This window comes from Pseudomonas fluorescens (assembly GCF_900636825.1).
Taxonomy (GTDB): Bacteria; Pseudomonadota; Gammaproteobacteria; order Pseudomonadales; family Pseudomonadaceae; genus Aquipseudomonas; species Aquipseudomonas fluorescens_BG.
In genome coordinates this window covers 5,894,525-5,913,188 of sequence record NZ_LR134318.1, presented here as the reverse complement: position 1 = coordinate 5,913,188, position 18,664 = coordinate 5,894,525, and the positions used below count along the sequence as shown (strand labels likewise).

Genomic DNA, 18,664 nt, shown 5'->3' with positions numbered 1-18,664 from the left:
GCAAGTCAGAGCGGTTCGCTGTTTCTTGCCGCTTGTAGCTGAACGCTTGCAGCTGCTTTTATGCTTTTGTGGAGAAGCGATAGCCGGTGCCGCGCACGGTTTGTACCAGATTTTCATAAGCGTCGCCGAGCGCCTTGCGCAGGCGGCGGATGTGTACGTCGACGGTGCGCTCTTCAACGTAAACGTTGCCGCCCCAGACCTGATCGAGCAACTGACCGCGGGTGTAGGCACGTTCCTGGTGAGTCATGAAGAATTGCAGCAGACGGTATTCGGTGGGGCCCATCTCGGCGGGTTTGCCATCGATGGTCACGCGGTGGCTGATCGGGTCGAGCAGCAGGCCGCCGACTTCGATCGGCGCTTCGCCATCGGTCGGCCCGGCGCGGCGCAGCACGGCTTTGAGGCGGGCGACCAGCTCACGCGGCGAGAACGGTTTGGTGATGTAATCGTCGGCGCCGACTTCCAGACCCTGGATCTTGTTGTCCTCTTCGCCCTTGGCGGTGAGCATGATGATCGGGATATCCCCGGTCAGCTCGTCACGCTTGAGGCGTCGGGCCAGTTCGATGCCGGATGTGCCGGGCAGCATCCAGTCGAGCAGGATCAGGTCCGGTTTGCGATCGACGATGATGGCGTGGGCCTGCTGCGAGTTCTCCGCCTCGAGGCAGTCATAGCCGGCCATTTCCAACGCCACGGCGATCATTTCGCGAATGGGCGCTTCGTCGTCGACGATCAGAATGCTCCTGCCAACCATGCCTTAATCCTCTTGTCATTTAACTGTCTTGCGCCGCATTAGATAACGGAATTATTGCAGTCGTGTGACAGTATTTCAGTCTGCGGCGATTGTGCGAATCCTCAACTAAGCTCTAAGTCCGAATCCTGACAACCACAAAAGAAGGTTTCCATGACTCAGATGACTGTTTCCCTTAAAGCGCTGCTGATGGCTGCTGCCCTGTCTTTGCCCGGCCTGGCCATGGCGGCCGATCCGGCGATGGAAAAAGACGGCATGTTCACCGACCACAAGGGCATGACCCTGTACACCTTCGCCAAGGACTCCGCTGGCAAGTCCGCGTGCAACGACAAGTGCGCGGCAAACTGGCCGCCGCTGACGGCGCAGACAGGTGACAAGTCGATGGGCGACTGGACGGTGATCAAGCGCGACGACGGCTCAATGCAATGGGCCTACCAAGGCATGCCGCTGTACACCTTCGTGATGGACAAGAAGGCCGGCGACATGACCGGCGACGGCAAAATGGACGGCGCCTGGAAAGTTGCCAAGGCCAAATAGCGGAAAAGATCGCAGCCTTCGGCAGCTCCTGCATTGCATTGTGTACGCCTGTAGGAGCTGCCGCAGGCTGCGATCTTTTCAATCAGCGCAATGCGTAATCCAGCACGATCCCGACAAAAATCGCCAACCCCGCCCAGTGGTTATGCAAAAACGCCTGGAAGCAGCGCATGCGGTCCTTGCTGCGGGTGTACCAGAACTGCCACACATAACACCCGGCCGCCACCAGCAAGCCAAGGTGAAACCACGTTCCCAACTCGAATTTCGACCCGGCCAGCACGAGGCAGCCCAGCGACAGCGCCTGCAAACTCAGGATCATCACCCGATCCGCCTCGCCGAACAGAATCGCCGTGGATTTCACGCCGATCTTCAGATCGTCGTCACGGTCGGTCATTGCGTAGTAAGTGTCGTAACCCACCGTCCACAGCAGATTAGCGATCCACAGCAGCCACGCCGCCGCCGGCAACTCGCCGGTTTCGGCGGTGAATGCCATCGGCATGCCCCAGGAAAACGCCGCACCCAGCACCACTTGCGGGTAATAGGTGTAGCGCTTCATGAACGGATAGGTGAACGCCAGCGCCAGACCGCCGAGCGACAACCAGATGGTCGGCGCATTGGTGCACAGCACCAGCAGAAAACTGATGCCCATCAGCACCGCGAAGAACACCAGCGCCTCTTTCGAGCTGATCTTGCCGCTGGCGAGCGGCCGTTGCGCGGTGCGTTTGACGTGGCCGTCAACCTTGCGATCAGCCCAGTCATTGATCACGCAGCCACCGGCACGGGTCAGCACCACGCCAAGGACAAAAATGACGACATTGGACAGCGACGGCGAACCCTTGCCGGCAATCCACAGCGCCCACAATGTCGGCCACAGTAGCAGATAGATGCCGATCGGCTTGTCCATGCGCGTCAACTGAACGAAGTCCCAGGCGCGCGGATTCAAACGGTTCAGGGACTTGAGCAAGCTCTGATACATCAGCAGTTCTCCGGATGGGCGCGGGCGGCGCGCCACAGGCTCGGCAGGAAGATTTCCGCGACCAGTACGCTCAACGCGCCACGGTCAAAACGCGAGCGCCGGCCCCACAGCTCAGGGGCTTTGGCGTCCGTCGGCAGCCATTGCTCAGGGTAGTGGCAGACTTCGATGGCGCGGCGCTGGAACGCCTGATCGCAAAACAACAGTTCGCCCAGTGAGCGGCTGCCCAATTCGTCCATGTGCAAGCCGTCACCCTGCAGCGCGGCGCGCGAAGCCACGCTGCGCGCGAAGACCCAGGCTTCGCCGTGACCGCGCAAATACACCTCGCGCACCCAACCCTCGCTGCCCACGGCCAGATTCAGCGCAGCGCACTCGTCGTCGCGCAGGTTGTCCCAGCCTTCGAACAGCGGTGTCACGCTGAAGCCGTCATCGGATAAACGGGTGAGGCGGCGGGTCAGCGAACCTTCGTCGAACAACCAGTCAAGGGTCAACGAATCGGGGGAGGGCGTCAGTTGGCTTTGGAGCAGCCAGAGCGGGGCCGAAGAGGATTTTGTCTGTTGCACAATGAGTCATATTGGCCGCAAATGAGGCGGCGAGCTTACCATGGCAGCCCGCGATATTGATCGGTGCCGGCCGCCATTGCGCCGAACAGGCTTGCATCTGCCCGGCACCCTCAGTACAAAACGCCCTGAGCCGGATGGCAACGCGACACCCATCGACCGTCCGCGCCGGAAATGAGCCTGAACCCTGAGGAAGTATCTGAATGAAAAAGTGGCAATGCATCGTTTGTGGCCTGATCTACAACGAAGCCGATGGCTGGCCGGATGACGGCATTGCGCCAGGCACCCGTTGGGAAGACGTACCGGCAGACTGGCTGTGCCCGGACTGCGGCGTCGGCAAGATGGACTTCGAAATGATCGAAATCAACTGAGCAAAACAAGGAGTAAGGCATGAGCGCACCTGTCGTAATCATTGGCACCGGGCTTGCGGGCTATAACCTCGCTCGCGAATTTCGCAAGCTCGACAGCGAAACTCCGCTGCTGCTGATTACCGCCGATGACGGCCGCTCTTACTCCAAGCCGATGCTCTCCACCGGCTTCGGCAAGAACAAGGATGCCGACGGCCTGAGCATGGCCGAACCGGGGGCAATGGCCGAGCAACTGAAGGCCGAAGTGCGCACTCATACGCGCATCAGCGGCATCGATGCCGGCCACAAGCGCCTGTGGATCGGCGAAGAAGCCGTGGCCTATCGCGATCTGATTCTCGCTTGGGGCGCAGAAACCGTTCGGGTGCCTGTCGAAGGCGATGGCGCAGACCTGGTGTTCCCGATCAACGATCTGGAAGATTACGCACGTTTCCGCGCCGCCGCCGCGGGCAAGCGTCGGGTACTGATGCTCGGGGCCGGGTTGATCGGCTGCGAGTTTGCCAATGACTTGATCTTCGGCGGCTACGAAGTGCAACTGGTCGCACCCTGCGAGCAGGTCATGCCGACCCTGCTGCATCCGGCGGCTGCGGCAGCGGTGCAGGCCGGGCTGGAAAGTATCGGGGCGAAGTTTCACCTCGGCCCGGTGTTGACCCGTCTGCAGAAAGTAGCCGATGGTCTGGACGCGCACCTGTCTGACGGCCAGGTCGTCGCGTGCGACGTGGTGGTGTCGGCGATCGGCCTGCGTCCACGCATTGACCTGGCGGCCGCTGCGGGTGTGCAGGTCAATCGCGGCGTCGTGGTCGATCGGCATTTGCAAACCTCCCACGCCAACATCTACGCCTTGGGCGATTGCGCCGAAGTCGATGGCCTGAATCTGCTGTATGTGATGCCGCTGATGAGCTGCGCCCGAGCGCTGGCGCAAACGCTGGCAGGCAACCCGACCGCCGTCAGCTACGGCCCGATGCCGATCACGGTAAAAACCCCGGTCTGCCCGTTGGTGGTTTCGCCTGCGCCACGCGGCAGCGAGGGCGTCTGGACAGTCGAAGGGCAGGGAACTGACATCAAAGCCCTGTGCCACGACAGCAATGGCCAGTTGCTCGGTTACGCCCTGACCGGTACGGCGGTCATGGAAAAACTTGCCCTCAACAAACAGCTGCCGCCGCTACTGGCGTAAATACTGGCCGTTCTGTCGGAATCACCGCGCTTTTGCCCCTACAAAGGTCGCGGGGACACTGGCGCCGCCGGTATCCGCGTGCCATTCTCACTCCCGTCTGCCGCAGAGTAGAGCCTGCGGCGCCTTGGGCGCTGTTCCAACGAGAACAGCACGGACATAACAACAAAAAACCGTCAAAGGGGCTTCACTAATGCGTAAACCAGAACTCGCCGCTGCAATCGCTGAAAAAGCAGATCTGACCAAAGAGCAGGCCAACCGCGTCCTCAACGCCGTTCTCGAAGAAATCACCGGCGCCCTGCACCGCAAAGACAGCGTGACGCTGGTCGGCTTCGGCACCTTCCTGCAACGCCACCGCGGCGCCCGCACCGGCAAGAACCCGCAAACCGGCGAACCGGTGAAGATCAAGGCCAGCAACACCGTTGCGTTCAAGCCAGGCAAATCATTGAAAGACAGCGTCAATCCTTGATGGCGGCGTACTCCTCCGAATAACGGGGAGAGCTGCGATAAAAAATGGGCACACCGATTGCGGTCGGGTGCCCATTTTTTTGTGGCTGCGTGATGGGTTACTGGCGACGGAAGCAGGCTTTGCCGTTGCCAAAATCCACGGCGAGACAGTTTGGTTCGATCGCTAATTGCAGATCCTCGAACAGGCCGCCCAGATCGCTGTTGGAAGCAGGCTTGGTCTGGCTTTTCAGCAACACTGTCTGGTTCTCTACCTTCCAAGTGCCTTTGGCGAAGCCGTCGGCGCTGCCATACGCGACACCGGCATTAAAGGTGCCGTCCTTGCGCAATAGCAACTCAGCACCCATTTCCATCGCGCCGGTCAGATAATAATGGCCATCCAGCGGCGGGGTATCTGCCGACGCTTGGTTGATGGGCAGCCACATGAGTGTGGCGAAAAACAGTGGTTTCAATTCCATGATGTGAAGCTCCTTGCCAGCTGTTGTAAACGAGGCCGAACTTTTGGGCTGTGGATTCTGGCACAGGCATGATTTGTCCGCGCGTTGTTTAATCGCTACACAATCGAATCAATATCCAAATGAAACGGCGCGCCAACCGCATGCCCTCCGGTCATCGCGGCGATAGCGGCATCGTGGTCTTCGGCGGCGGGCGGGATCATCGCCAGTTGCTCCCGAACAAGGTTTTCCGGGTGGGCGTTCCAGCGCAGCAGACTTTCCTCAACCCATTCGGGCTGGTCGGCATAGCTGCCGTAAACGTCGACCTCGGTGACCCGCTGTCCGCGCAGGGCGACCAGACGCGCCTGGGTCATTTTGATCTTGTCTATTTCATTGTTGAGCGCTGCGGTCTTGTCGTTTCGTTCCTGGTGGCGCACATAGGCGCTGGGGTGAGCTCGAATCCCGCGCTCAACGGCACGCAGTTGCTTTTCAATATTGTCCAGGACGCCGCTGACCCATTCGAACTCTCGATGCGTCACCAGCGAGCGTTTGAGTTGCTGCGCCTCCTGCCAGCGGCGCAGGCTGGCCCAGCAGCCGGGAATGTAGCTGTTGACCATGGAGTGCTGGCCAGCGGCAAGGAGTTGACGAAAAAACGAGACTCGGTCGGGCAAGCCATTGATCGCGCGCAATGCCTTGGCGCACCCGTGATCGTTGATCGTGCTGCAACCCGGTTTCCACAGAATCGACGACTTGTGACCTTCGCCAAATGTCACCGGCATGAAATGACGCAAGTCACCGTGATGCCCATAGTCGTCGCCCAGCAAGTTGATCATTCCCAGGATCAGAAATGCGAAACCGCCAACTGGATGCAGGGCCAGTAGTCCCACGTTGGCCGCATACATTTCCTTCGGTTTCGAGAAAGTATTCATCCATGTGGCGGGGACGCTCGGGACCGGATCGTTCTGATTGACGATGCGGTGGTGGACCAATGCTTTGGCGCTTTCGATGAAAATCGTGTCACCAGCGCGCGGGGCGCCGTAGGTGTAGAGGACGATCTCCGGCAGGTACTGTGGATCGCGTCGCAGCATTTCGGACAAGATCAGTGCGATTGCCCCGCCCAGACTGTGTCCGGTGATCAGCAGTTTTTGCCCGCTGTAGAATCGCTCCAGATAACTCACCACAAACGGGTAAACCGCTTGGGCGCCGCCATAGAAGCCGCGATGTACCTTGCCTTCTCCTTCCTCAAAAGGAACCTGATAAGCATCCCCATCCCGCATCGCATCGGGTCTTATTTCACTGGTTCCGCGTACGCTGATTAATATCAATTCGTCGTGATGGGTGATGAAGGCTTGGGTGTCCGTGCTGTCGACCTGTTTGCGATCATCGAAAAAATGCAGTTTGGCCGGGTGCTCCTGCTGATCGCCCAAGTCGGGGTTGTTTACCTCGGGATAGAGCGATGGATCGAACGGCAGCACTTCCAGACGTTTCGAGTAGGGGACCTCCTCATACAAGGGGAAGTACTTCTTCGGTTGCAGGGCATCGACTTTCCACAGTTCATCAAGCTGCGGCAGGGCATGGCCGAACCAGTTGCCGCTGCTGGGCTGCAAGGGGAAGCTCACACTGTCGGTCTTGACCGGTTGTGTGTTGGGCTCCTGTCCGAAGTCGGTGTAACTCAGGGTCGCCATCAAAGACAGTTGGTAGAGGTTGAGTGCGCAGAACTCATTGCTCGTCGACAACATCGGGCGCAACGCCCTCATGGGGCGCACCTCCATCACATGATGCTTGTTCGGCAGCAGGGCAATGCCTTTGGGTTTGGGCGGCGGTGGAAAGAAACCCAACTCGACCGTGGCCAGTTCTCCCTGACTGAAGATCGCGCTCGCGCCACTGTCCGGGGTGCTTGTATCACCCTGCGCGAAAGCTCTGGTTTTGGGGGCGGATCGCATGAGTTTGTGAACCACCCTATTCGGCGGATCACTTCGATGGGCCAGTGGTGGCAAGTGCGCTACATGCTTGACCAGTTCGCTCACCTCAACCTGGTAATAGGCAGCGTTTGCGGCTACGTCTTTTGCGGGGTTGGCTTGGGTGCGTACGCCTGATTTGTTGAAGAAGCGGGTCTTTTCGGCGCGGACCTGGAGTTCGGTGATGGGGAGGGGGTAATGCTCTCTTGCCCTCAAATCTTTATAGAGTGGTTCTGTCCCGTTGAACGGCTGATTGAGCTTTAGTACCACTGGGCCACAGTAATGGTCATCTACCTTTCCGGAACCTGTGGCGTCCAGTTTGCCCGTGTAGACGGTATCTTCATAATCGATGATCTCGTAGGCCAAACCGTTGTAGGGTTTGCCGTCACCGAACTCGTCCACTAATTGAAAGCTCGTCGAATGTCCGCGGCTTGGGCAGGCATGGATTTTCCCTTGCATAAAAGCAGCGATGCTCGGATCTAACGGTTCAATGCTCATGGGGTCTCATCCTTGTTTTCCGTGCAGCCGGGGTAAATGGTGCAAACGCGCTCATCCACCATCCTGAAGGTGCTGAAGTCCTTGTAATTTCCATTACAGTAACCACGCTGATCTTCCATGCCCTCACCCAAACAGCGCTTCCAGCCACGGGGAACTTCAACCCAGGTGTCACCCCAGCCGGGCCTTTCCTCATCAGCCAACTTGATCTTCAGCCTTACGGTTATTCCCGCTAGCTGAGTCAGCGTGTACGCCGTGGAAGGGCGGCTTTTCCCGACATTGCCCTGTGTATCCATTTTTTTGCATCTCAACATTTTTATGAGGTAACGCTTGGGACTGACGGTGCGAAAAAACCACATGCACTCACCGAAGAATTCAGCCGTCTCGTCATCTCTGAAAGTCCCCATTTGCCGCTCCAGCAACTCTGGACGAACGGCAAATGAGGCGTAGTCATAGCTGCTGTTACTTCGTCCGGGGCCAAAAACGCCGATGACCTTGATCTCCACATGGTTCAGCGCCAGCGGGCAGTCGCTTACGGTTCTATAAAGCGGGATTTCCGAGGTGCCTGCGTATTTCATATTGGTTTTATTGAACCCAAGCTGAGTACCCCTTCCGCCCGGCACCGAGCAGGTTTGATCCTTGTCGGGCACGTAGGTGGCCGTCAGGTCGTACTTGAAGTTGGGCGGGAAGTCCGGAACAAAGGTGAATGTGTTCGGTTTGCTGACAGCTGAACAACCCATAGTCATAACAAGGCAAGTGCTCAATGCCAGACTTTGAAGGACTCGTTTGAAGTGCGGGGAATGCGGTGTTTTTTGTTCCGTCATGGGGTCTCGTCCTTGTTTTCCGTACAGCCGGGGTAAATGGTGCAGATGCGCTCGTCTACCATTTTGAAAGTGCTGAAATCTTTGTCATTCCCGTAGCAAAAGGCGTATTGATCCCCGAAGTTGGCACCCATACAGCGCTTCCAGCCGCTAGGTACTTTGATCCAGGTATCGCCGATGGCTGGTAATTCTTCAGTTGCCAGCCTGACCTTCAGCGTCACCTTCTTGCCCTCAAGTTGATTCAATGTGTACGCCGCGGAAGGTCTCGTTCGCAGCACGTTTCCCTGTGCATCCATGTTTTTGCAGGTCAGCAGTTTGATCAGGTAACGATTTGGGCCGACGGTGCGGAATGACCACCTGCATTCACCATAAAATTCGCCCTTGCCGTTCTTACTGAAAGTCCCCATTTGGTATTCGAGCAGCTCCGGACGTACAGCAACCGAGGCGAAGTCATAGCTGAAGTTGCTTCGCCCTGGACCATAAATACCGATGATCTTGATCTCGATGTAATTCAGCGCCAGCGGGCATTCGTTTACGGTTCTGTAAAGCGGGATCTCTGAAGTCCTTTCGTACTTCATGTTGGTTTTATTGAATCCCAGCTGAGTGTTTTTCCCGCCCGGCACGGTGCATGTTTGGCCCTTGGCCGGAACGTAGGTGGCTGTAAAGTCGTACTTGAATCCGGGCGGAAAATCCGGAACAAACGTAAACGTGTTTGGTGTCTTCACCGTCGTACAACCCACCAGCAATTCCAGGCAACCACTCAGCATCAACGCTCGTTTCAAGTTCCTCATCCACCTACCTCTCCCTGCCAATAAAGCGCTTCTTGATACACCCGCTCAAAGTGCGCCGCCGGATCTTCACCGGGTTTGGGCAGCCACGATTTGGCTGGCCGATATCCCGGTAACTGCAAACAGCGGGTCAGCAAAAAGTGCACTTGCTCCGGTTGTTGCCAGCCCCACAAGCGCGCCAGTTGAATCAGGCCCCATAACCACTCATCGATGTCGAGTTGCTCGGCGAGCTTCGCCATGACTTCGGTATGTTCGCCAACCAGGTAGCGACGGGTGTTGTCGAACAGCACGTTGGCGTAGATCAGTTCCGGTGTCGGCGTCTGCAGCCATGGCGGGTCGATCGGTAGCGGATGGGCGCCTGGGTCGGGGTTGGTGGCGACGTTCCACTGCCCGGCGTGCCAATAGCAGACGCTGCCGAGCGGTCCGAGAAGAGACGAATACTGTTCGGAATGCAGATGCGCCAGCGCACGCCCCAGAACCCGATTGTCATGCACGCGATACACGGCCAGGTTTGGGCGCTCGCCAGTCACCACCCGCTCGCGCCAGTGCGCGGCCAGCGCATCAAGCTCGGTGTGTCGGGCACTGGCTAGCCAGCCCCAATGCCGCTCGGGTGTGGCGAGCAATTGCTGGATGACGGGATGGTGCGCCGTGTCGATCTGCACCAGTAGCGGGCCGGTCGGCGCCAGCGACTCGGCGGCCGTGCCCGCGTACAGATGGCGGAATTGCTCGGTGCCCAGATCGCGAGCGAGTGCAGCGTGCGCTTCGCTTTGATTCTCCGCGTCCAGCACCAGATATAAATCGCAGCCGGCACGGGATTGAGTGTGCAGCCATTGTTCGACCGGGCTCATGCGACGTCTCCCAGCTCGCACTGACCTGCTGCGCAGGCTTCGCACAGAGGGCAATAGTCCGCCGCCTGCTGGCGGGCACTGTTGATGATCGACAGCGGTGTGGCGCTGATCGGCGGAGCGAGGCCAGCCTCTGCCTGCAGCGGTTGTAACGGCGCGAGACCCGGCAGCGGCGCGCCGCCCTCAACCATGGGCACGCTGCTGAAAATCCCGCCGGGGTTGATCACGATGTGATGACCGCCGGCCGACAGCGTCAGGCTCATGCCGGCGTTGATCACCACGTTGCTGGCGGTGACATGCGCCTGCTGACCGGCCTGAATCACCAGGGCACCGAGGGTCTGACTGCTGGTGCCGCTGACGGTCAGCACATCATCGGCATTGATCAATGTGCTGCGCAGACCTTGATGAGTGCGGCAATCCTTGCCCTTGATCAGGCTGGTGCTGTCATTGCCGACTTGCTCGAAGCGGTCATGCGTGATCAGGCTGCGGCTGTCGTTAAGGATCAATTGCTCCAGATCACGCTGGGCCCGAAGATGAATTTTCTCCTGTCCGGCGCGATCTTCGATCGACAGTTCGTTGTAACCGCCATTGCGCGGCGAGCTCTGGCTGCGCAGTACCGTTCGGGTTTTGCTGGCCGGCAATGGATGAGCAACACCGTTGACCTTGTTTGCGACGCAGCCGGTTATCAGGGGGTGATCCGGGTTGCCTTCCAGAAAGGTGACGACCACCTCCATGCCAATCCGGGGTATGGCCACCGCGCCAAATCCATCGCCCGCCCAGCTGGAGGCTACGCGTAGCCAGCAGCTGCTTTTTTCGCTGTTGCGTTCAGTGCGGTCCCAGGGAAATTCCACCCGAACCCGGCCGTATTCATCGCAAAAGATTTCCTCTCCCGGTGGCACGGTGACTCTGGCGGTCTGGCAGACCAGCAGGGGTCTTGGCGCTGGCAGCGGCGGGCGGTAAAACACCTCCGCCGGGATCGCATTGAACGTGTTGCGATAACCCTGAGTGAAGCCATTGGCAGACTGGACATCGTCGCTGCTGAAGGCCTCTTCGAGCACTTGCGGTTGCGCGGCTTCATGCGTCAGTGTCACCAACAACCACGACTCGTTGCAGCCGGGTCTCGGGTGTTGGCGCAGATCGAACAGGTGACCGCTGCGCAGCGTCGCCTGATTGCTTTTGCCTTCAATCCATTGGTAGTCGCTGCGGTGTCGCTCCAGAGCCTGACGCGTTTGCTGTTTGCCGGACTTCTCTGAGGTCATCAACAGCGGGTAACGGTAGTCCTCGAGATCGGGGCTGAATTCGGCGGTGAAGCGGCTTTCCAGCAGCAGGTTCGGGCGCTCGAGATCATAATCACGACGGGTGACCGTGCTGGTGCGTGTGTTGAAACCCATGGTCAGGTGATTGACCACTGATTGTTCCGCGACCATGCCGCTGTCGGCCTTAAAGTGCGTCGTCCCCAGACTGGGCGCGAACACTGGGCTGTCAGTGAACACCAGTAAATGCCCGTCGGCCGAATGCTGGTGATGCCAGGCAATGCCATCTTCGGCGCACAAACGCTGGAGGAAGGCAAAGTCGTCCTCGCCGTATTGCGTGCAGTACTCACGCGGCGGATTCGGCGTGACGTGAAAGGTGAATGCATCGCTTTGAATGCCGTGCTGTTCAAGCACTTGGGCGATGATTTGCGGCACCGTGCGTTGCTGGAAAATTCGCTGGTCGTGATTGAACTGCAAGTAATACAGCGCCGGGACCAGGGTCAGGTGGTAATGGGTCAGGCGTTTGCCGGCATTGCCGATCAGCACATCTTCGATGCGCCCGTGAATGCCTTCTCCCTGCGGCCCGAACTGCAGAAACGCAGGCTGGCCAAGCAAGCCTTCCACATCAAAATCCGGGTGCTCACTCACCAGCTCGACGCGCAGCGCGTACAACTGGCTGATCGCCTCGGCACCCGAGAAGGCAAGCACTTTGAAGTCATGTTGAATGGCGGGGATATGCAGCGAGAATGGCGCGCAATTGCCTTTGCTGAACATGGCTTGTCCTTAAGCAAAGTGAGTCAAAACGCGGTGTCCGATCCTCCGTGATCGCCGCGCACACAGAGTTGCTCAAGCAAGCTAGCGGCGCGGGAAATTAAATGATGTAAGAAGTATCCCTGACATTTGTCAGAGTATTCCGGGTTTGAAGTATTGGGTGAAATGTAGGAGATGTCCGAAGGATGCTATCTCGTTAACTGTGGAGTTAACGATGTTCGATAGGTATGAACAGTGCAAACAATGAAGTGCCATCAATATGCTGGCACTTTTTCCACCAAGCGTTGTCGCCGGTAAGTTATTGATCAATGCCAGTCATTTTTCAGAAGTGTCCTACTTCTATTTTTTTCCAGATTTGTCATGCTGCACGCCGCTCGAGGGTAAGAGCGGCCAGTAGCTCGCCTCGACTTGGCTGCGAGGCTCTGGATCAATGGTTTGGCGGGAGCAGCGAAAATGTGCGGATGATTAAGCGGCCTCAGGGAATCCCCTGTGACATATAGGGCAATCTCCTACAAACGCCGGAAAACACTTCGTCTTATTGTTTAATCAGATGCTTGCTAGTGGCCATCATTGTGATTACGATGCGCCCACTTGAAAGAGCACATCTCAATTGGATGAGTCGCTTCACCGCTCTTCGATACTGTCCCGCGCCGCGATTAACTCCGATAGGCGCACGACTGTAATCTTTAATAAAGGCCATGGATGTCCTACTCAAGCAAACTTTCCGCCCATTACCTCGAACTCGCAAAAGTCTCTGTTTCCAAAGAGAATTTCGCGGGCGAAGACGTTCGTTTTTCGAGCGAATTCGAGGCTTTGGAAAGCGAGCTGGCAAAAGCTTCGTCTATGCACGAAAGCGGGCAGATCGATTGGCTTAAAATCCGCGAAAACAGCGAAAATCTCCTACGTACCCAATCCAAGGATTTGCGTGTCGGCGCTTGGCTGACGTGGTCGCTGTACCAGCGTGAATCCTTCCCCGGCCTGCTTGCCGGCCTCGGATTGCTTCACCACCTGTCGGAACACAACTGGGTCGACGTTCACCCGCTCAAACCCCGCACTCGTGCCGCCGCCATCGGCTGGCTGGTGCCGCGGCTCGAGCAAGTCATCACCGAAAACATTGCGATCAAAGAGCAGTTGCCGATGTTCCGGCAGCTTTCCGAGCACCTGGCCGGTCTGGAAGCCGCCTGCACTGAACATCTGGGCGATGACGCGCCGCTGCTGCTGCCGATCTCCCGTCGCCTGAAAACCATGATCCAGCGTGCTGCCGACAACCAGCCGGCACCCGGCGTGGTCGGCGCGGCGGTGGCGCAGGTCAAGCAGGCGGCGAGCCAGTTGCTCACCCCCGGCGCGCCGATCGATAACGAACGCGATGCGCACAAGGCGCTGCGCGCCCAGCAGGAAAGCGCGCGTCCGTTGTGTGCCTGGTGGCTGAAGCAGAAAGCCACCGACCTGCGCGCTTTGCGGCTCAATCGAACGCTGCTGTGGATGACCATCGACGCCGTGCCCGAGCGCAACGCCGAGCAGATCACGGTGCTGCGCGGCCTGCCGCTGGAAAAACTCAAGCTCTATCAGGACCGTTTCGATCAGGGCAAATACGCCGACCTGCTGGTGGAACTGGAGGCGAGCCTGGCGAAGGCGCCGTTCTGGTTCGATGGTCAGAGGATGGTCTGGGAATGCCTCCAGAACCTCAACGCCGAATTGGCAATGCGCGAAGTGGAAATCCACTTCGCGCTTTTGGTTCAGCGCCTGCCGGGCATCATCGAATTGCGCTTCCATGACGGCGCGCCGTTTGCCGATCCGTCCACCCGGGCGTGGATCGCCGCCAACGTCATGCCGCACCTGCAAAGCGCCAGCGCGCCGCGCAAGGTCGAGAGCGAAAACGTCGAAACTCAGCCGGCTTGGGAAAAAGCCCTCGAAGACGTCTTGCCACTGCTGCGCAAGGAAGGCCTCAAACCTGCCGTGCAGATTCTCAAGCAGGGTTTGCAGTCCGCGCATGGCGGTCGCGAACGGTTCTTCTGGCAGTTCGCACTCGCCCGGCTGTGCTTCATGGCCAAGAAATACGAACTGGCCAAGAACCAACTCGAAACCCTCGATCAGACATTACAGGACTCAGGCCTGCACGCCTGGGAGCCCGATCTTGCATTGGAAGTGCTGCACCTGCTGCACAGTTGCTGCGAGTTGTTGCCGCAGAACCATGCCGTACGTGAACGCAAGGAAGAGATTTATCGCAGGCTGTGCCACCTCGATCTCGAAGTGGTACTCGAATAGGCCCCAGGGCCACAACCGCAAGGAGAAAAGCCATGGCCAAAGAAGGCTCGGTAGCCCCCAAGGAACGCATCAACGTCACCTTCAAACCCGCCACCGGTGGTGCTCAGGAAGAGATTGAACTGCCGCTGAAACTGCTGGCAATCGGTGACTACACCCACCGCAAGGACGATCGCAAAATCGAAGATCGCAAGCCGATCAGCATCGACAAGATGACCTTCGACGAAGTGTTGGCCAAGCAAGAACTGGGTCTGACGCTGAGCGTGCCGAACCGTCTGCAGGAAGATGGCGAGGCCGACGAGCTGGCTGTGCAACTGCGCGTCAATTCGATGAAGGACTTCAACCCGGCCAGCCTGGTTGACCAAGTGCCTGAGCTGAAAAAACTGATGGAATTGCGCGATGCGCTGGTGGCCCTCAAAGGCCCGCTGGGTAACGCACCTGCGTTCCGTAAAGCCATCGAAGGCGTGCTCGCCGACGACGAATCCCGCGGTCGCGTACTCGGTGAGCTGGGCCTGAACGCCGCAGCCCCGGACGCTTGAGACTCCAGTAGCCAAGGAAGCCAACACAATGAGCACTAGCGCAGCACAAGAGAAGAGCGCCGAGAACGGCGAGTACAGCATTCTCGACAGCATCATCGCCGAAACCCGTCTGACCCCGGACGACGAAGCCTATGACATCGCCAAGCGTGGCGTGTCGGCGTTCATCGAAGAGCTGCTCAAGCCGCAGAACAACGGTGAGCCGGTCAAGAAGGCCATGGTTGACCGCATGATCGCCGAGATCGATGCCAAGCTCAGCCGGCAGATGGACGAGATCCTGCACCACCCGGACTTTCAGGCGCTGGAATCGTCGTGGCGTGGTCTGCAGTTGCTGGTCGACCGCACCAACTTCCGCGAAAACATCAAGATCGAAATCCTCAACGTCTCCAAAGAAGACCTGCTGGACGATTTCGAAGATTCGCCGGAAGTCATGCAGTCGGGCCTGTACAAGCACATCTACACCGCTGAATACGGCCAGTTCGGTGGTCAGCCTGTGGGCGCGATCATCGCTAACTACTACATGTCGCCAAGCTCGCCAGACGTCAAGCTGATGCAGTACGTGGCCAGCGTTTCGTGCATGTCTCACGCGCCGTTCATTGCTGCGGCCGGGCCGAAATTCTTCGGTCTGGAAAGCTTCACCGGCCTGCCGGATCTGAAAGATCTGAAAGACCACTTCGAAGGCCCGCAATTCGCCAAATGGCAGAGCTTCCGTACTTCGGAAGACTCCCGCTATGTTGGTCTGACCGTGCCGCGTTTCCTGCTGCGCAACCCGTACGATCCGGAAGAAAACCCGGTCAAATCGTTCGTGTACAAGGAAACCGTTGCCAATAGCCACGAGCACTACCTGTGGGGCAACACTGCGTACGCGTTCGGCACCAAGCTGACCGACAGCTTCGCCAAATTCCGCTGGTGCCCGAACATCATCGGCCCGCAGAGCGGTGGCGCGGTTGAAGACCTGCCTCTGCACCATTTCGAAAGCATGGGCGAAATCGAAACCAAGATTCCTACCGAAGTATTGGTTTCCGACCGTCGTGAATACGAACTGGCCGAGGAAGGCTTCATTTCCCTGACCATGCGCAAAGGTTCCGACAACGCGGCGTTCTTCTCCGCAAGCTCGGTGCAGAAGCCGAAGTTCTTCGGCATCAGCGCAGAAGGCAAGGCGGCAGAGCTGAACTACAAGCTCGGCACCCAACTGCCGTACATGATGATCGTCAACCGCCTGGCTCACTACTTGAAAGTGCTGCAGCGCGAGCAACTCGGTTCGTGGAAAGAACGTACCGACCTCGAGCTAGAACTGAACAAGTGGATCCGTCAGTACGTTGCCGATCAGGAAAACCCGAGCGCCGAAGTGCGTGGCCGTCGTCCGCTGCGCGCTGCGCAAGTGATCGTCAGCGACGTTGAAGGCGAGCCAGGCTGGTACCGCGTGAGCTTGAACGTGCGTCCGCACTTCAAGTACATGGGTGCTGATTTCACCCTGTCGCTGGTTGGCAAGCTGGACAAAGAGTAAGAGCGACTCATGGACGGATACGGCAGCCTGTTCGAACGCCTCAACGGCGACGCACAACTACGCAATGGCAAGAGCCTCGAGGTTTCTGCCATGGCGTCGGTGGCTGCCCATCTGGCCAAAATGCTCAGCACCCGGGCCGGCAGCGTGCAAACGCTGGCCGACTACGGGTTGCCCGATCTCAATGACATGCGCCTGAGCCTGCACGACTCCCTGAGTCAGGCCCGCCTGGCCATCGAAAGCTTCATCGAAGCCTACGAGCCGCGCCTGAGCAACGTGCGTGTCATTTCCCTGCCGCGTGACCACGATCAGCTTCGCCTGGCCTTCAGTATCGAAGGCCTGCTGGAAGTTGAAGGGTTCAAGCGTCAGGTCAGTTTTTCCGCGCGCCTGGATGGCAGCGGTCAAGTCAAGGTCACCTAAGGAGATCCCCGATGTCTGGCAAACCCGCAGCACGCGTATCCGACCCTACCGCTTGCCCACTTCCAGGCCATGGTACCAACCCGATCGCCGCCGGTTCCGGCGACGTGTTCTTCGACGGCCTCGCGGCCGCCCGCCAAGGCGATGCCTCGGCGTGTGGTGGTGCGATGTCCGGCGGCTTGGCGACTACTGTGTTGATCAATGGCAAACCTGCCGCGACGGTTGATTCGGTGGGGACCCATGGCAACAAGGTTACGGCTGGATCCGGAACGGTGATTATTGGCAATTCGCATACGCCAGCGCCGTTTGTGCCGCCGGTGCCGGTCATCATTCCTGGAGTATTCAATCGTATCTTTGAATTCAAAACCGGAGATGGAAGAACGGTTGAAAATTTAAACTACACCATCCGCTCTGATAGCGGGATTGAGAAAACAGGCTCAACGTCGACAGGTATGTCAGCTGGTTTTTCATCTGGGAAAACAGCAGAGCCTGTAACTATATATATATCGGCGGAATAACAGGTATGGAGACCATAATCAACATCGATGGCGTTGCTTACACCTTCGTGACTCAGGATCAAGTTACTACGCTTAAAGTGCTTGCCGAAACGACAGAAAGCAAGGATACAAAGCCAAAGAAAGTTGACCTGCCGTCAGCCTGGATTATTACAAGGAAAAGTGGTGTACCTCTCTTCGCCTTGAAGCCAGGCAAGGATGACTCTCCATTCAGAATCATCACTGCAGAAAAACTGTACGCGGAAAAGGGACAGTGGTTTGAACCGTTGGCCAGATATTACAGAGAGCTCATCTGGATCAACCCCGAAACAACCGTGGTTGGAACAGAGTCGAATGCGGCTTATAAACATGTTACCTGGCAGGAATTGATCGACTTTGCCATTGTTGACCGGTTTTCCTTCACGTTTCACTCCGGAATGCCTGGTGACTGGAAATTCCGTGCCGTGGGCGGTGCTGAGTTTTTGATGGTGTTCATGGAGGATAAACCCTATTGGACTGATGGCATTGGTCAAGTGCCGTTTGCGGTTAACACCTATAGGAAGTATCTGCGAGAAACAAAGCAGGTAGAGCTCGCGATTAGGATGGCTGGTGAAACGGGTGTCACGTGGGGTGACGGCAAAGCCTATACCGGGGCGGAGCGAGGACCGAAAGACGTTTACGATAACTTCATCATTTTGCGAGGGATATTGTGGGCAAAGGAAAACTGTAAGTTGGTCGTGAAAAAAGACACGGTATACGATAAAGGTATTCCTCACACCATCGAACTTACTGACGCACCTTATGTGCCGGTATCCAACGCAAAATTGATAAATTCCATATCGCAAGGTGATATGGATCAGTACGGGACGTGGAAGAAATGAAAGCTCGGCGATTAATGGCTTGTATTCCCCATTTGATAGTGTGTGCCCTGTACATTCCGCTGCATAACTTTGGTGTCGACTTATATATTGATATATACGGTGGATTGACATCAAGAGGTATTGGCATCGGCATGACGCCCGATCTGATGGTTCAGTATTTTATAGTGATGAACGCTATAACTTTTTTTATCCCAAGGCTTAAATTAAAAGTCCTCTTTGTCTCATTCATGCTTGCACTTATTCTGTATTATTTTTTACCGCATTATCCCGTTCGTGCGATGGCTTACACATTGATGGGTGGTGTCCTGACTTTTGCGGCGATATTCGCTGGTCGGTTAATTGATCGCCTTTTTTTTCAAAAAAGAAATGTTGAAGCATGACTATCGGCCGTC

At 57.5% G+C, this 18,664-nt stretch carries 20 protein-coding genes; 11 read left to right on the top strand and 9 right to left on the bottom strand.

Annotated elements, in window-relative coordinates; translation table 11 throughout:
* Positions 1–58: 58 nt before the first annotated feature.
* Positions 59–748 (bottom strand): phosphate regulon transcriptional regulator PhoB, encoded by a 690-nt coding sequence (phoB, locus tag EL257_RS27125; protein WP_007896474.1) that lies wholly within the window; start codon positions 746–748, stop codon positions 59–61.
* 150 nt (positions 749–898) lie between these two features.
* Here phoB and EL257_RS27120 point away from each other — a divergent pair, with 150 nt between their 5' ends.
* The gene (locus EL257_RS27120; RefSeq protein ID WP_126367775.1) at positions 899–1,282 is read left to right on the top strand and encodes a hypothetical protein; all 384 of its coding nucleotides are present in this window, start codon (positions 899–901) and stop codon (positions 1,280–1,282) included.
* A gap of 82 nt (positions 1,283–1,364) precedes the next feature.
* Here the strand turns inward: EL257_RS27120 and ubiA are convergent, their stop codons facing one another.
* Together ubiA and EL257_RS27110 are read right to left on the bottom strand one after the other, a co-directional pair.
* Positions 1,365–2,255 carry a 4-hydroxybenzoate octaprenyltransferase gene (gene ubiA, locus EL257_RS27115; protein WP_126367773.1) on the bottom strand — a complete coding sequence of 297 codons (891 nt, stop codon included), beginning with the start codon at positions 2,253–2,255 and terminating at the stop codon, positions 1,365–1,367.
* Positions 2,255–2,815: a chorismate--pyruvate lyase family protein gene (locus tag EL257_RS27110; RefSeq protein ID WP_126367771.1), complete on the bottom strand. Its 561-nt coding sequence runs from the start codon at positions 2,813–2,815 to the stop codon at positions 2,255–2,257. The genes ubiA and EL257_RS27110 overlap by 1 nt, the downstream gene beginning before the upstream one ends.
* A 200-nt stretch (positions 2,816–3,015) precedes the next feature.
* On the opposite strand from EL257_RS27110, the gene EL257_RS27105 reads away from it, so the two are divergent.
* The 3 genes from EL257_RS27105 to EL257_RS27095 all read left to right on the top strand — a co-directional run bounded on the left by EL257_RS27105 (position 3,016) and on the right by EL257_RS27095 (position 4,817).
* The gene (locus EL257_RS27105; protein WP_003177199.1) at positions 3,016–3,183 is read left to right on the top strand and encodes a rubredoxin; all 168 of its coding nucleotides are present in this window, start codon (positions 3,016–3,018) and stop codon (positions 3,181–3,183) included.
* Between the two features lie 19 nt (positions 3,184–3,202).
* Positions 3,203–4,351, top strand: coding sequence for an NAD(P)/FAD-dependent oxidoreductase (locus EL257_RS27100; RefSeq protein ID WP_126367769.1), 1,149 nt, complete (start codon positions 3,203–3,205; stop codon positions 4,349–4,351).
* A 190-nt stretch (positions 4,352–4,541) separates the two neighbouring features.
* Entirely contained in the window at positions 4,542–4,817 is a 276-nt protein-coding gene (locus EL257_RS27095; RefSeq protein ID WP_003213368.1) for an HU family DNA-binding protein, read from the top strand.
* 97 nt (positions 4,818–4,914) lie between these two features.
* Here the strand turns inward: EL257_RS27095 and EL257_RS27090 are convergent, their stop codons facing one another.
* From EL257_RS27090 to tssI, 6 genes are all read right to left on the bottom strand, one after another.
* Positions 4,915–5,271: a hypothetical protein gene (locus EL257_RS27090; protein ID WP_126367767.1), complete on the bottom strand. Its 357-nt coding sequence runs from the start codon at positions 5,269–5,271 to the stop codon at positions 4,915–4,917.
* Between the two features lie 95 nt (positions 5,272–5,366).
* Positions 5,367–7,703: a lipase family protein gene (locus tag EL257_RS27085; protein ID WP_126367765.1), complete on the bottom strand. Its 2,337-nt coding sequence runs from the start codon at positions 7,701–7,703 to the stop codon at positions 5,367–5,369.
* Positions 7,700–8,524 carry a hypothetical protein gene (locus EL257_RS27080; RefSeq protein WP_232013051.1) on the bottom strand — a complete coding sequence of 275 codons (825 nt, stop codon included), beginning with the start codon at positions 8,522–8,524 and terminating at the stop codon, positions 7,700–7,702. Before EL257_RS27080 ends, EL257_RS27085 begins: the two co-directional genes overlap by 4 nt.
* Entirely contained in the window at positions 8,521–9,312 is a 792-nt protein-coding gene (locus tag EL257_RS27075; protein WP_126367763.1) for a hypothetical protein, read from the bottom strand. Before EL257_RS27075 ends, EL257_RS27080 begins: the two co-directional genes overlap by 4 nt.
* Positions 9,309–10,157: a DUF4123 domain-containing protein gene (locus tag EL257_RS27070; RefSeq protein ID WP_126367761.1), complete on the bottom strand. Its 849-nt coding sequence runs from the start codon at positions 10,155–10,157 to the stop codon at positions 9,309–9,311. The genes EL257_RS27075 and EL257_RS27070 overlap by 4 nt, the downstream gene beginning before the upstream one ends.
* Positions 10,154–12,181, bottom strand: coding sequence for a type VI secretion system tip protein TssI/VgrG (gene tssI / locus EL257_RS27065; protein ID WP_126367759.1), 2,028 nt, complete (start codon positions 12,179–12,181; stop codon positions 10,154–10,156). The genes EL257_RS27070 and tssI overlap by 4 nt, the downstream gene beginning before the upstream one ends.
* 699 nt (positions 12,182–12,880) lie before the next feature.
* On the opposite strand from tssI, the gene tssA reads away from it, so the two are divergent.
* The 7 genes from tssA to EL257_RS27030 are packed head-to-tail and all read left to right on the top strand — an operon-like array spanning position 12,881 to position 18,652.
* Positions 12,881–14,443: a type VI secretion system protein TssA gene (tssA, locus tag EL257_RS27060; RefSeq protein ID WP_126367757.1), complete on the top strand. Its 1,563-nt coding sequence runs from the start codon at positions 12,881–12,883 to the stop codon at positions 14,441–14,443.
* A gap of 32 nt (positions 14,444–14,475) precedes the next feature.
* Positions 14,476–14,979, top strand: a complete 504-nt coding sequence (tssB, locus tag EL257_RS27055; RefSeq protein ID WP_126367755.1) for a type VI secretion system contractile sheath small subunit — start codon at positions 14,476–14,478, stop codon at positions 14,977–14,979.
* 28 nt (positions 14,980–15,007) lie between these two features.
* A complete protein-coding gene (gene tssC / locus EL257_RS27050) occupies positions 15,008–16,483 on the top strand; it encodes a type VI secretion system contractile sheath large subunit (RefSeq protein ID WP_025112673.1) in 1,476 nt (491 codons plus the stop codon).
* 9 nt (positions 16,484–16,492) lie between these two features.
* Positions 16,493–16,900: a type VI secretion system baseplate subunit TssE gene (gene tssE / locus EL257_RS27045; RefSeq protein WP_090287609.1), complete on the top strand. Its 408-nt coding sequence runs from the start codon at positions 16,493–16,495 to the stop codon at positions 16,898–16,900.
* 11 nt (positions 16,901–16,911) lie between these two features.
* Positions 16,912–17,415 carry a PAAR domain-containing protein gene (locus tag EL257_RS27040; protein ID WP_126367753.1) on the top strand — a complete coding sequence of 168 codons (504 nt, stop codon included), beginning with the start codon at positions 16,912–16,914 and terminating at the stop codon, positions 17,413–17,415.
* A 5-nt stretch (positions 17,416–17,420) separates the two neighbouring features.
* Positions 17,421–18,272, top strand: a complete 852-nt coding sequence (locus EL257_RS27035) for a hypothetical protein (protein WP_126367751.1) — start codon at positions 17,421–17,423, stop codon at positions 18,270–18,272.
* Positions 18,260–18,652 (top strand): hypothetical protein, encoded by a 393-nt coding sequence (locus EL257_RS27030; protein WP_126367749.1) that lies wholly within the window; start codon positions 18,260–18,262, stop codon positions 18,650–18,652. The genes EL257_RS27035 and EL257_RS27030 overlap by 13 nt, the downstream gene beginning before the upstream one ends.
* Positions 18,653–18,664: the final 12 nt, after the last annotated feature.